The sequence below is a fragment of the Streptomyces botrytidirepellens genome, assembly GCF_003721215.1.
GTDB lineage: Bacteria > Actinomycetota > Actinomycetes > Streptomycetales > Streptomycetaceae > Streptomyces > Streptomyces himastatinicus.
Genome location: NZ_RIBZ01000793.1, coordinates 1 through 12983, shown reverse-complemented (window position 1 = coordinate 12983; position 12983 = coordinate 1). Strand labels below are relative to the sequence as shown.

Annotated in this window: 11 protein-coding genes and 1 pseudogene; 2 read left to right on the top strand and 10 right to left on the bottom strand. The window is 71.6% G+C overall.

Annotated features, from left to right (window positions below):
* On the bottom strand, window positions 1–1139 hold a 1139-nt coding region (locus EEJ42_RS40600; protein ID WP_184503504.1), incomplete at its 3' end, for an ATP-binding protein.
* Window positions 1140–1622: 483 nt separating this feature from the next.
* On the opposite strand from EEJ42_RS40600, the gene EEJ42_RS40595 reads away from it, so the two are divergent.
* Together EEJ42_RS40595 and EEJ42_RS40590 are read left to right on the top strand one after the other, a co-directional pair.
* The gene (locus EEJ42_RS40595; RefSeq protein WP_009714521.1) at window positions 1623–2291 is read left to right on the top strand and encodes a potassium channel family protein; all 669 of its coding nucleotides are present in this window, start codon (window positions 1623–1625) and stop codon (window positions 2289–2291) included.
* A complete protein-coding gene (locus EEJ42_RS40590; protein ID WP_123107159.1) occupies window positions 2288–2971 on the top strand; it encodes a potassium channel family protein in 684 nt (227 codons plus the stop codon). Before EEJ42_RS40595 ends, EEJ42_RS40590 begins: the two co-directional genes overlap by 4 nt.
* Before the next feature lie 122 nt (window positions 2972–3093).
* Here the strand turns inward: EEJ42_RS40590 and EEJ42_RS40585 are convergent, their stop codons facing one another.
* The 9 genes and pseudogenes from EEJ42_RS40585 to EEJ42_RS40545 all read right to left on the bottom strand — a co-directional run.
* The gene (locus EEJ42_RS40585; RefSeq protein ID WP_123107158.1) at window positions 3094–3930 is read right to left on the bottom strand and encodes a DUF3159 domain-containing protein; all 837 of its coding nucleotides are present in this window, start codon (window positions 3928–3930) and stop codon (window positions 3094–3096) included.
* 3 nt (window positions 3931–3933) lie between these two features.
* Window positions 3934–4344, bottom strand: a complete 411-nt coding sequence (locus EEJ42_RS40580) for an OB-fold nucleic acid binding domain-containing protein (protein WP_184503503.1) — start codon at window positions 4342–4344, stop codon at window positions 3934–3936.
* Between the two features lie 76 nt (window positions 4345–4420).
* The gene (locus EEJ42_RS40575; protein WP_123107156.1) at window positions 4421–5104 is read right to left on the bottom strand and encodes a response regulator; all 684 of its coding nucleotides are present in this window, start codon (window positions 5102–5104) and stop codon (window positions 4421–4423) included.
* Window positions 5101–7680: a sensor histidine kinase gene (locus tag EEJ42_RS40570; protein WP_123107155.1), complete on the bottom strand. Its 2580-nt coding sequence runs from the start codon at window positions 7678–7680 to the stop codon at window positions 5101–5103. Before EEJ42_RS40570 ends, EEJ42_RS40575 begins: the two co-directional genes overlap by 4 nt.
* Window positions 7681–7701: 21 nt before the next feature.
* Window positions 7702–8355, bottom strand: a complete 654-nt coding sequence (gene kdpC, locus EEJ42_RS40565; RefSeq protein ID WP_123107160.1) for a potassium-transporting ATPase subunit KdpC — start codon at window positions 8353–8355, stop codon at window positions 7702–7704.
* Window positions 8356–8365: 10 nt separating this feature from the next.
* Entirely contained in the window at window positions 8366–10474 is a 2109-nt protein-coding gene (gene kdpB / locus EEJ42_RS40560; protein WP_123107154.1) for a potassium-transporting ATPase subunit KdpB, read from the bottom strand.
* Entirely contained in the window at window positions 10471–12156 is a 1686-nt protein-coding gene (gene kdpA, locus EEJ42_RS40555; RefSeq protein WP_123107153.1) for a potassium-transporting ATPase subunit KdpA, read from the bottom strand. Before kdpA ends, kdpB begins: the two co-directional genes overlap by 4 nt.
* A gap of 7 nt (window positions 12157–12163) precedes the next feature.
* Window positions 12164–12253, bottom strand: a complete 90-nt coding sequence (gene kdpF, locus EEJ42_RS40550; RefSeq protein ID WP_037817630.1) for a K(+)-transporting ATPase subunit F — start codon at window positions 12251–12253, stop codon at window positions 12164–12166.
* A 318-nt stretch (window positions 12254–12571) separates the two neighbouring features.
* Window positions 12572–12983 (bottom strand): annotated as a pseudogene (locus EEJ42_RS40545) (hypothetical protein); the annotation flags it as partial.

The window sequence follows — 12983 nt, the reverse complement described above, 5'->3', positions numbered from 1 at the left end:
GCCTGTACGGGCGCCTGGGCCTCGGCGGGGGCCTGGGGAGCGGCCCGGCGGCGGGTCGGGCGGGACGGGAGGGTGCGCAGCGGGGCGGCGGCCTCGGCCTCGTACGGGTCGTGGGCCGCCGGAGCGGCCGGCGCGTCCGCGTCGACGTGGGTGAGCAGCGCGCTGGGGAGGAACAGGACGGCACGCACACCGCCGTACGGGGACCGGGTGTCCACCGAGACGCTGAAGCCGTACCGGGCGGCGAGCAGGCCCACCACGGCGAAGCCGAACTGCGGCGGGTCGCCCAGCCGCGAGACGTCCACGGCGCGCTGGCCGGACAGCAGCCCGGCGGCCCGCTGGACCTCCAGCCCGTCCATGCCGACCCCGGCGTCGTCGATCACGATGCAGGCGCCGTTGTGCACCGGCTGGAGGCTGACCTCGACGTTGGTGTTGGGCTGGGAGTGCCGGGCGGCGTTGTCCAGCAGCTCGGCGACCGCGAGCACCACGGGCTCCACCGCGCGGCTCACGACGCCGATGTCGATCAGGGCGTGCACCTGGACCCGCCGGTAGTCGCGGATGCGCGACTTGGCGCCCCGGACGACGTCGGTCATCGGGGAGGCGGTGCGCTGACGGCCGGGCCAGGAGCCGCACAGCACGGCGATGGCCTGGGCGCGCCGGCCGAACTGCGCGTTGGCGTGGTCGATCTCCAGGAGGTCCCGCAGCACGTCGGGGTTGTCGTGCCGCTCCTGCATCTCCGAGATCGACACCTGCTGTTCGTTGGCGAGGCCCTGGAGGGCGCGCATCGACGCCTTGAGCGCGGCCTTGGCGGAGGCGTCGGCCCGCGACTGCGCCTTGTCCACCGCGCGCGCGAAGTGCTCCATGACCGCGTGCAGGCTCTGCGCGTAGGCCGTTCCGGCCAGCTTTTCGTCCCGCAGCCCGGGCAGCGGGGTGGGCTGGCTCAGCGCGTCCGCGATCGCCGGGAGGCGGACCTCGACCAGATGCTGCACTTCCTCGTCGCGGGCCCGCACATTGTCTTCGAGCGTGGCGTTACGCCTGCGCACTCCGGCGGTGATCCGGCGCTGGCGTATCAGAAGCACCGACACGACCAGAAGGACGACGGCCAGGCACCAGCTCACCGCCTCCGTCATGTGATCTGTCATCAGGAACCTCGTACAGAGAACGCGGGCGCGGAAGGAACGATTCAGTGCCCTGATGTCCCGTCCGAAAACGGAATACGGCGATCATCTTAGCCACGCCGTGACCGAGTGTCCGACGGCCGTAACAAAGTTCGAACTCACGGGACTCTATTGCCAATTCCCGTAAGGGTTCAGTGAAGATCCTGGATATCGGGCAAAGATGAGGGAGCACACCCTCCGGCGGCAGTCATCCGCGCCCGCCCCCACACCGTAGCCGCCGGGCCGCCCGCGCACCACGTTTCCTCCCGCCCGGTGCACTCGGGCGGGGAATCACCCCATGGGTATGGATACGGTGGGAACAGACGCCGTGGCGGACGACCTCCGTCGCCGTGCGGCACCGGCATCGGGGCCCTTCGCCCCGCTGTCGCCCCGTAGGTCCTGGAAGGAAGATGTGAGCAGGGTGTTTGCGCAGGTCAGCACGGTCATCAGGAGTGCGGGGTAAGACGCATGCATATCGTGATCATGGGCTGTGGCCGGGTGGGCGCGGCGCTCGCCCAGACCCTGGAGCAACAGGGACACACGGTCGCGGTCGTCGACCAGGACCCCACCGCCTTCCGCCGCCTCGGCGCGGGTTTCGGCGGTCGCCGGGTGACGGGCGTCGGATTCGACCAGGACACGCTCCGCGAGGCGGGCATCGAGGAGGCCGGGGCCTTCGCCGCGGTCAGCAGCGGCGACAACTCCAACATCATCGCGGCCCGGGTGGCCCGCGAGATGTTCGGCGTGGAGAACGTCGCGGCCCGGATCTACGACCCGCGCCGCGCCGAGGTCTACCAGCGCCTGGGCATCCCGACCGTGGCCACCGTGCGGTGGACCGCCGACCAGATGCTGCGGCGGCTGCTGCCGTCCGGCGCCGAGCCGCTGTGGCGGGACCCCAGCGGCGGGGTGCAGCTCGCCGAGGTGCACACCTCCCCCGCGTGGGTGGGGCACAAGGTCAGCAAGCTCCAGGAGGAGACCGGAGTGCGGGTCGCGTTCCTGACCCGGCTCGGCGAGGCGATGCTGCCCACCTCGCAGACGGTCCTACAGGAAGGCGACCTGGTGCATGTGATGATGCGCACCGACGAGGTCGAGAAGGTCGAAGCCTCGTTCGACGAGGGGCCTGAGGAGGGAGCCCGATGAGGGTTGCCATTGCCGGAGCGGGCGCCGTGGGGCGCTCCATCGCGGGCGAGCTGCTGGAGAACGGGCACGAGGTCCTCCTCATCGACAAGGCACCGACCGCCATCTCGGTGGAGCGGGTGCCGCAGGCCGAATGGCTGCTGGCCGACGCGTGCGAGATCACCTCGCTGGACGAGGCGGCGCTCCAGCGCTGCAACGTGGTCATCGCGGCCACCGGGGACGACAAGGTCAACCTGGTCGTGTCCCTGCTCGCGAAGACCGAGTACGCGGTGCCGCGGGTGGTCGCGCGGGTGAACAACCCCAAGAACGAGTGGCTGTTCAACGAGGCGTGGGGCGTCGACGTCGCCGTCTCCACGCCGCGTCTGATGTCGGCGCTGGTCGAGGAGGCGGTGAGCGTCGGCGATCTGGTGCGGCTGCTGCGCTTCAGCCACGGCGACGCGAACCTCGTGGAGCTGACGCTGCCGCCGGAGGCGGCCCTGGTCGGCACCCGGGTCGGCGACGTGGAGTGGCCGGAGGACACCACGCTGGTCACCATCATCCGGGGCACCCGGGTGCTGACCCCGAACAGTGACGACGTCCTGGAGGCGGGCGACGAGCTGCTGTTCGTCGCGGCCCAGGCGCGCGAGGAGCAGCTGGAGCAGCTGCTGTCCGTGCAGCGCCAGGACGCCGCGGGCCAGGTCTAGGGCTCAGGGCCACACGGCCTCAGGGCCACGCGGCCTCAGGGCCACGCGGAAGGCCCCGGGCTCCCTGTGCGGGAGCCCGGGGCCTTCGTGGTGCCGCTCAGTGTCCGTGCCGGGGCGGGTGCTCAGTGCCGGGGCGGGCGCCGGTCGGCCGACTCGGTGCGGGCCTCGTTCACGATCTGGTCGGTCCACTCCGAGAGCAGCGGGTCGGCGATCCGCTCGGCCTGCTCGGCCTCCCGCTGCGCGCGCTCGCGGTCCCGCTCCGCCTTCTCCTCGGCCTCCATCTCGGCGATCACGTCGATCGGCGGCGGGGCCTTGGCGAGGAAGATCCACGTCAGATAGACGCACAGCAGGAACGGCGGAATGCCGAGCGCCACCTTCACCCAGCCGAGCTGGGTGACGTCACCCCACCAGTAGAGCGGGAAGAGGATCGCCGACTTGGCGAGCAGGATCAGCCCCCACGCCCAGGTGGCCCGGGTGTAGGCGCGGAACCGGCCGGGGTTGCGGGTGCGCCAGGAGAGGTTCTCCTTGAGCATCGGCCCCAGCAGCACGCCGATCAGCGGATAGCGGAAGATCGCCGAGAGGACGTACGCGACCGCGAGGCCGAGCGTGTAGAGCATGCCCGGCAGGTAGAAGTTCTTGGCGTCGCCGGACATCATCGCGAAGATCGCGCCGAACGCGACCCCGAAGACCCCGCTGAAGGCGTGCTTCAGCGTCTCCTTGCGCACCAGCCGGGCCAGCGCGAGCAGCACGGTCAGACCGAGCGCGCCGATCGCGGCCAGGTGGATGTCGCGCTTGATCGTGTACAGCAGGACGAAGACCAGCCCGGGGACGGTGGTGTCCACCATGCCCCGCACCCCGCCGAACGCCTCCAGGAGCGCGGTGTCCGCCGCCGCCCTGCTCCGTGCGCCGGCGGCGGCATCCTGATGATCGGTCGGGGTCGTCTTGTCGTCAGACGTCACCGGCTACTCCTGTCCGAGCGGTCGGAGTTCGTACTTCGGATTGAACAGCACCCGGCGCCCGTGGCTCATGGAGATCCGGCCGGTGGCGATCAGCTTGCGGCCCGGTTCTATGCCGATGATGGAGCGGCGGCCCAGCCACACCACGTCCAGGGCGGCCGTGCCGTCGAAGAGCTCTGCCTCCAGCGCGGGCACTCCGGCCCGCGGCCGCAGCGTGACCGTGCGCAGTGTACCCGTCACCTTGACGATCTGACGGTCGCCGCAGTCGCCGATCTTGGTGCAGCCCGCGTCCTCCGCGTCCTGCTGGAGCTCGGCGGAGTGCAGCTCCTCCTGGGAGCTCGACAGCCGGTCGATCATCCGCCGGAAGCGGCCAACCGGCTTGTCACGCTTCCCGGGGGGCTGGGGTACGGAACTCATACGGCCAGCGTACCGGTGCGCCCCCGCCGAATCCCGGCGCCGCCGCATCCCCGTACGCAACTCACCGCCCCACCGCTCACGGCTCGAAGCGGTAGCCCATGCCCGGCTCGGTGACGAAGTGACGTGGATGCGAGGGGTCGTTCTCCAGCTTGCGGCGCAACTGCGCCATGTAGACCCGCAGGTAGTTGGTCTCGGTGCCGTACGAGGGCCCCCAGACCTCCTGGAGCAGCTGCTTCTGGCTGACGAGGCGGCCCTCGTTGCGCACCAGCACCTCCAGCAGATGCCATTCGGTGGGCGTCAGCCGGACGTCGCGGCCGTCGCGGTGCGCCTTCTTGGCAGCCAGGTCGACGCTGAACCCGTCGGTCTCGACGACCACCGCGGCGTCCGAGGGACCGGAGGGCTCGGCGCGGCGGACCGCGGCGCGCAGCCGGGCCAGCAGCTCGTCCATGCCGAAGGGCTTGGTGACGTAGTCGTCGGCCCCGGCGTCCAGGGCCTCGACCTTCTCGTCGGAGGTCTGGCGGGCGGAGAGCACCAGGATCGGGACCCGGGTCCAGCCCCGCAGCCCCTTGATCACTTCCACGCCGTCCATGTCGGGCAGGCCCAGGTCGAGCACGACCACATCGGGGTGGCGGGTGGCGGCGAGCTTCAGGGCGGTCGCACCGTCGCCGGCGGCGTCGACCTCGTACTTGCGCGCCTTCAGGTTGATCACGAGGGCGCGTACGATCTGCGGCTCGTCGTCCACCACGAGCACCCGGTTCATCTGACGGCCTGCCTTTCCGTTGTGCCGCGTGTGCCGTCCCTCAGGGGCCCGGAGGCGGCCCGCAGGGTCAGCACCATGGTCATCCCGCCTCCGGGGGTGTCCTCGGCGGCCAGCGATCCGCCCATCGCCTCCACGAAGCCGCGGGCGACGGCGAGGCCGAGGCCGACCCCGGCGCCGCGCGGGGCGTCCCCGTACCGCTGGAAGGGTTCGAAGATACGGTCCTTCGCGGCGTCCGGCACGCCGGGGCCACGGTCGGCGACGCGCAGTTCGACCCGCTCGCCGAGCGCGCTCGCGGACACCAGCACGGGCCGGTCCCGCGGGCTGTACTTCACCGCGTTCTCGACGATGTTGGCGACGCTGCGCTCCAGCAGCCCGGGGTCGACCTCGACCATCGGCAGGTCCTCGGGGATCTCCAGGGTGACGTCGCTCTCCGGGACGCCGACCAGCGCCATCGGCACCACCTCGTCCAGGTCGATCTCCCGGATGAGCGGGGCGACGGTGCCGGTCTGGAGCCGGGACATGTCGAGGAGGTTGCCGACCAGGTGGTCGAGGCGGTCGGCGCCGTCCTCGATGCCCTCCAGCAGCTCGGCCTCGTCCTCGGCGGACCAGGCCACGTCGTCCGCGCGCAGGGACGACACGGCCGCCTTGATGGCCGCGAGCGGGGTGCGCAGGTCATGGCTGACGGCGGCGAGCAGCGCGGTGCGGATGCGGTTGCCCTCGGCCAGCTCGCGGGCCCGCTCCGCCTCCCCCATCAGCCGCTGCCGGTCCAGTACGACGGCGGCCTGGGCGGCGAAGGCGGCCAGCACCCGGCGGTCCTCGGCGGGCAGCACCCGGCCGGACAGCGCGAGCGCCATGTGGTCGCCGACCGGCATGTCCACGTCCGCGTCCTCGGGCCGCTCCGGCGGCGGCACGCCCGCGGTGCCGCCGACGCTTCCCGCGCGGGTCCAGGGCGCGACGTCGCTCTCCCGCTCCAGCAGGGCCACCGTGTCCATGCCGAAGGTCTCGCGGACCCGCTCCAGCAGCGCCTCCAGGCTGGTCTCGCCGCGCAGCACGCTGCCCGCGAGGAACGACAGCACCTCGGACTCGGCGCGCAGCCGGGCGGCCTGGTGGGTGCGGCGCGCGGCCAGGTCGACGACGGAGGCGACGCTGACCGCCACCGCCAGGAAGATCACTATGGCGACGAGGTTCTCCGGGTCGGCGATGGTCAGCGTGTGGGTGGGCGGGGTGAAGTAGTAGTTGAGCAGCAGCGATCCCACGGCCGCCGAGGCGAGGGCGGGCAGCATCCCGCCCAGCAGGGCCGCCAGCACGTTGAGGAAGAGGAACAGCAGCACCTCGTTGGCGAAGCCGGGAGCGGCGTCCGCGGTGAGCGTGGCGCCCGTAGCGGTGAGCCCCAGGGTGAGCAGGGCGGGCCCGGCGACCCCCACCAGCCAGCCCGCGATCAGCCGGGAGCGGCCGAGCCGGGCGCCGCGCGCGACCGGCAGGCCGCGGCCCTTGGCGACCTCGTCGTGGGTGACGATGTGCACGTCCAGGTCGGGCCCGGAGTCCCGGGCGACGGTCGCGCCCACGCCCGGCCCGAAGACGTACTGCCACGCCTTGCGGCGGCTGGAGCCGAGCACGATCTGGGTGGCGTTGACGCCGCGCGCGAACTCCAGCAGCGCGGCCGGGATGTCCTCCCCGATGACGTGGTGGAAGGTGCCGCCCAGGTCCTCGACCAGGGTGCGCTGGACCGCCAGCTCCTTCGGGGAGGCTGAGGTGAGGCCGTCGCTGCGGGCGATGTAGACGGCCAGGATCTCGCTGCCGGAGCCCTTGGCCGCCATCCGGGAGGCGCGCCGGATGAGCGTGCGCCCCTCGGGGCCGCCGGTGAGCCCGACGACGATGCGCTCGCGCGCCTGCCAGGTGGAGCGGATGCTGTGCTCGTCGCGGTACTGCTGGAGGTATTCGTCGACCCGGTCGGCGGTCCACAGCAGGGCCAGCTCGCGCAGCGCGGTGAGGTTCCCGGGCCGGAAGTAGTTGGACAGCGCGGCGTCGACCTTGTCGGGCGCGTAGATGTTGCCGTGCGCCATGCGGCGGCGCAGCGCCTGGGGCGACATGTCGACCAGCTCGATCTGGTCGGCGCGGCGCACCACCTCGTCGGGCACGGTCTCCCGCTGCCGTACGCCCGTTATCGACTCGACCACGTCGCCCAGCGACTCCAGGTGCTGGATGTTGACGGTGGAGACGACGTCGATCCCGGCCTTCAGCAGCTCCTCGACGTCCTGCCAGCGCTTGGTGTTGCGGGAGCCGGGGACGTTGGTGTGGGCCAGCTCGTCGACGAGCGCGACGCCGGGGCGGCGGGCGAGCACCGCGTCGACGTCCATCTCGGTGAAGGCGGCGCCCCGGTACTCCAGCTCCCGGCGCGGCACCTCCTCCAGACCGGCCATCATCACCTCGGTGCGGCGGCGGCCGTGGTGCTCCACGAAGCCGACCACGAGGTCCGTGCCCCGCTCGACCCGCCGGTGCCCCTCGGACAGCATCGCGTACGTCTTGCCGACGCCCGGCGCCGCGCCGAGGTAGATCCGGAGTTTGCCGCGTCCCATGACCCCATTTTCCCCGTTCGCCTATTTTTCCAGCTGGTGGAGTGCGATGTTCAGCTCCAGCACGTTGACCCGCGGCTCGCCGAGGAAGCCGAGGGCGCGGCCCTCGGTGTGGTCCTCGACCAGCCGGGCGACCTCGGCGCGGGGCAGCCCGTTGGCCCGGGCCACGCGCGTCACCTGGAGGGCGGCGTACGCGGGCGAGATGTCCGGGTCGACGCCGGAGCCGGAGGCGGTGACCGCGTCCGGGGGCACGGCGCCGGGCGCGACCCCGTTGAAGGCGGCGATCTGCGCGCGGCGGTCCTTGATCTCCCCGCTCAGCACCGTGCTGTCGGCGGCGAGGTTGGATCCGCCGGAGACGAGGATCGTGTACTGGGTGTTGACGGTGTTGGCGCCCGCCGCCGAGGGGCGGGGCTGGAAGTACTTCGGGTCCGGCAGCGGGTTCCCGTCCTTGTCCTTCCGGTCGAGGGTGTACGTCTGGCCGATGAGCGCGGAGCCCACGGTCCGGCCGTCGGCCCGCACCTCCGAGCCGTTCGCCTGATGGGGGAAGGCGGCTTGCGCGATGCCGGTGACGGCGAGCGGATAGAGCACCCCGCAGAGCGCCGTGAGGGCGAGCAGGGCGCGCAGAGCGGCGCCCGCCAGCCGGGCGGTGGAGCGTGCTGTGCCGTTGAGGAGGGTCATGGTCTTCACGTCACCCGATGCCCGGTATGAGGGAGATGAGCAGGTCGATGAGTTTGATGCCGACGAACGGGGCGATGAGCCCGCCCAGGCCGTAGAGGGCGAGGTTGCGGCGGAGCATCCGGTCGGCGCTCATCGGGCGGTAGCGCACGCCCTTGAGGGCGAGCGGAACCAGCGCGACGATGACGAGCGCGTTGAAGACGACCGCGGACAGGATCGCCGACTGGGCCGACGCCAGCCGCATGATGTTGAGCGCGTCCAGGCCCTGGTAGCCCGCCACGCCCGCGAACATCGCCGGGATGATCGCGAAGTACTTCGCGACGTCGTTGGCGATCGAGAAGGTGGTCAGGGCGCCGCGGGTGATCAGCAGCTGCTTGCCGATCTCCACGATCTCGATGAGCTTGGTCGGGTTGGAGTCCAGGTCGACCATGTTCCCGGCCTCCTTGGCGGCCGAGGTGCCGGTGTTCATGGCCACGCCGACGTCGGCCTGGGCGAGCGCCGGGGCGTCGTTGGTGCCGTCGCCGGTCATCGCGACCAGCTTGCCGCCCGCCTGCTCGCGCTTGATGAGCGCCATCTTGTCCTCGGGCGTGGCCTCCGCCAGGAAGTCGTCCACGCCCGCCTCATCGGCGATGGCCTGGGCGGTCAGCGGGTTGTCGCCGGTGATCATCACGGTCTTGATGCCCATCCGGCGCAGTTCGTCGAACCGCTCCCGCATGCCCTCCTTGACGACGTCCTTGAGGTGGATGACGCCCAGCACGCGCGCGCCCCGGGCGTCGTCGACGGCCACCAGCAGCGGGGTGCCGCCCGCCGCGGAGATCGCGTCGACCTTCTCCTGGGCGTCGGACGGGACCTGGCCGCCCCGTTCGCCGACCCAGGCGACGACGGCACCGGCCGCGCCCTTGCGGACCCGGGTGCCGTCCACGTCGACGCCGGACATCCGGGTCTGCGCGGTGAAGGGCACGAAGGCGGCGTGCCCGAGTTCGCCCTCGTGGCGGGCCCGCAGGCCGTACGCCTCCTTGGCGAGGACGACGATCGAGCGGCCCTCGGGCGTCTCGTCGGCGAGCGAGGACAGCTGGGCGGCGTCCGCCAGCTCCTCCTCGGTCACGCCGTTGACGGGTACGAACTCGGCGGCCTGCCGGTTGCCGAGCGTGATCGTGCCGGTCTTGTCGAGCAGCAGCGTCGACACGTCGCCCGCCGCCTCGACCGCGCGGCCGGACATGGCGAGGACGTTCCGCTGCACCAGCCGGTCCATGCCCGCGATGCCGATCGCGGAGAGCAGCGCGCCGATGGTGGTGGGGATGAGGCAGACCAGCAGCGCGGTGAGCACGATCATCGTCTGCTCGGCGCCCGCGTGGATCGCGAACGGCTGGAGGGTGACGACGGCGAGCAGGAAGACGATGGTGAGCGAGGCGAGCAGGATGTTGAGCGCGATCTCGTTCGGGGTCTTCTGCCGGGCGGCGCCCTCGACCAGGTTGATCATCCGGTCGATGAAGGTCTCACCGGGCTTTGTCGTGATCTTGATGACGATGCGGTCGGAGAGCACCTTCGTCCCCCCGGTGACCGCACACCGGTCGCCGCCGGACTCGCGGATGACCGGCGCCGACTCGCCGGTGATGGCGGACTCGTCGACGGACGCCACGCCCTCGACGACGTCCCCGTCGCCCGGGATGACGTCGCCCGCCTCGCAGACCACCAGGTCGCCGACGCGCAGCGCGGTGCCGGGGACCCGCTCCTCGCCGCCGTCCGCGAGCCGCCGGGCCTCGGTGTCGGTCTTGGCCTTGCGCAGGGTGTCGGCCTGGGCCTTGCCCCGGCCCTCGGCGACGGCCTCGGCGAGATTGGCGAAGAGCACCGTCAGCCAGAGCCAGGCCGTGATCGCCCAGCCGAACCAGTCCCCCGGGTCGGTGGCGGCCAGCACGGTGGTGAGCACCGAGCCGATCTCCACCACGAACATCACCGGGGACTTCGCCATCACCCGCGGATCGAGCTTGCGGAAGGCGTCCGGCAGCGAGGTGAGCAGCTGCCTCGGATCGAAGAGGCCGCCGGAGACCCGGCCGCCTTCGGGGTCGTGCCGGTGCGGGCTCATCCCGCCGGGGGCGGGGCGTACGGGGGTGGTGGTGCTCATGAGAGTCCCTCCGCCATCGGGCCAAGGGCCAGGGCCGGGAAGTAGGTGAGACCGGTGACGATGACGATCGCGCCGACCAGCAGCCCCGCGAAGAGCGGCTTCTCGGTGCGCAGGGTGCCCGCCGTCTCGGGGACGGGCTTCTGCTCGGCGAGCGAACCGGCCAGCGCCAGGATGAAGACCATCGGCAGGAAGCGGCCGAGCAGCATCGCCAGGCCGATCGTGGTGTTGTACCAGTCGGTGTTGGCGTTCAGCCCCGCGAAGGCGGAGCCGTTGTTGTTGGCGCCGGAGGTGAAGGCGTACAGCACCTCGGAGAAGCCGTGCGCCCCGCTGTGGCCGGTCGCGTTCCCCGCGGTGTTGAGGATCGAGTCCGGCGGGGTGGACAGCACCATGGACAGGGCGGTGAAGCCGAGCGCCAGGGTCGGGGTGACGAGGATGTAGCACGCCGCGAGCTTGATCTCGCGGGAGCCGATCTTCTTGCCCAGGTACTCGGGCGTACGGCCGACCATGAGCCCCGCGATGAAGACCGCGATCACGGCCATGACCAGCATGCCGTAGAGGCCGGAGCCCACCCCGCCGGGGGCGATCTCGCCGAGCATCATGCCCAGCAGCGCGATGCCGCCGCCGAAGCCGGTGAGCGAGGAGTGCATGGCGTCCACCGCTCCGGTGGAGGTGAGCGTCGTACTCGTCGCGAAGATCGAGGACGCGCCGACGCCGAACCGCTGCTCCTTGCCCTCCATCGCGCCGCCCGCCGCCCGGAGCGCCGGGCCGCCGTGGTGGAACTCGGTCCACATCATCAGCGCCGTGAAGCCGAGCCAGATCAGGCCCATGGCGGCGAGGATCGCGTACCCCTGCCGGACGTTCCCGACGAGCACGCCGAAGGTGCGGGTCAGCGAGAACGGGATGACCAGGATCAGGAAGATCTCGAAGAGGTTGGTGAAGGCGTTGGGGTTCTCGAACGGGAAGGCGGAGTTGGCGTTGAAGAAGCCGCCGCCGTTGGTGCCGATCTCCTTGATGGCCTCCTGCGAGGCGACCGCGCCACCGTTCATCCGCCGGCTGCCGCCGGTGAGCTGCCCGACCTCGTGGATGCCCGCGAAGTTCTGGATCGCACCGCACGCGACCAGCACGACCGCCGCGATCACCGACAGCGGGATCAGGACGCGGACGACCGTGCGCACCAGATCGGCCCAGAAGTTGCCCAGCTCGCCGGTGCGGGAGCGGGCGAAGCCTCGGACGAGGGCGATGGCCACCGCGATGCCGACGGCGGCGGACAGGAAGTTCTGCACCGCGAGCCCGGCCGTCTGGACGACGTGGCCCATGGCCTGCTCGCCCGCGTAGGACTGCCAGTTGGTGTTGGAGACGAAGGACGCGGCGGTGTTGAACGCCTGCGCCGGGGTGATCGAGGAGAAGCCGAGCGAGAGCGGCAGACCGCCCTGGACGCGCTGGAGCAGGTACAGGAACAGGACGCTGACGCCGGAGAAGGCGAGCACTCCGCGCAGATACGCGGGCCAGCGCATCGCGGCGTCGGGGTCGGCGCCGATGCAGCGGTAGATCCACCGCTCGGCGCGCAGATGCCTGCCGGAGCCGTAGACGGCGGCCATGGAGTCGCCGAGCGGCCGGTACACCAGGGCGAGCGCGCCGATGAGCGCGGCGAGCTGGAGCACCGTGGAAAGTTCGGAACTCATGTCGCCCTCAGAACCTCTCGGGGAAGAGGAGGGCGAGGACCAGATAGCCCAACAGCGCGACGGCCACGACCAGGCCGACGACGTTCTCGGCGGTCACAGCTTCGTCACCCCTTTGGCGACGAGGGCCACCAGCGCGAAGACCGCGAGCGTGGCGACGACGAAGGCCAGATCGGCCATCGTGGGCTCCTAGAGGATCGGTGGAGTGCTGTCCTCTTGAGGAAACCCCCGCGGGGGGCGCGTGGGCCCGCCGTTGACGGCTCCCTTACGGCGCCGGGCGCCGTCTTGACGCCTCCCTGACGCCGGGGCCCGCGCATACGAACCCGCGCACGGGAAATAGCCGGTGGGCCGTACTCCGCAGAGAAAAGTACGGCCCACCGGTAGAACGCTCACATCAGCCGAGCCTTACGCCGGGGACTCAGCCGGATGCGAGCGAGCAGCCCGCCAGAGCGTCAAGACCGGAGGGGGCGGTCGAGCCCTGGCGGGAGAATGAGATCTTGATGCGGTCGATCGTGGACTTCCGCTTGTCCTCCAGCGGGCCCAGGATCGCGTTCTGCACGAAGTTCGGGCCGCCTTCGCCCGCGGAGGTCGAAAGTCTCTTGTTGGCCTCGCTGAGCTGGGTGTCCAGGAGCGCGAGGTTGCGGTCCACCTCCGCCTGGGCGGCGGCCGGCACGTCGCCGATCTCACCGGCGACGTCCGGGCAGCTGATCGTCTGGCCGGACCCGGCGCCCGCGTCCGCGCCCTCGTCCGCACCGGCACCCGTGTCGGCGCCGGACTCCTCCGCTGCGGGGTCGGCCGAGGCCGCGGCGCTCGCGGCGGCCGTCGGGCTC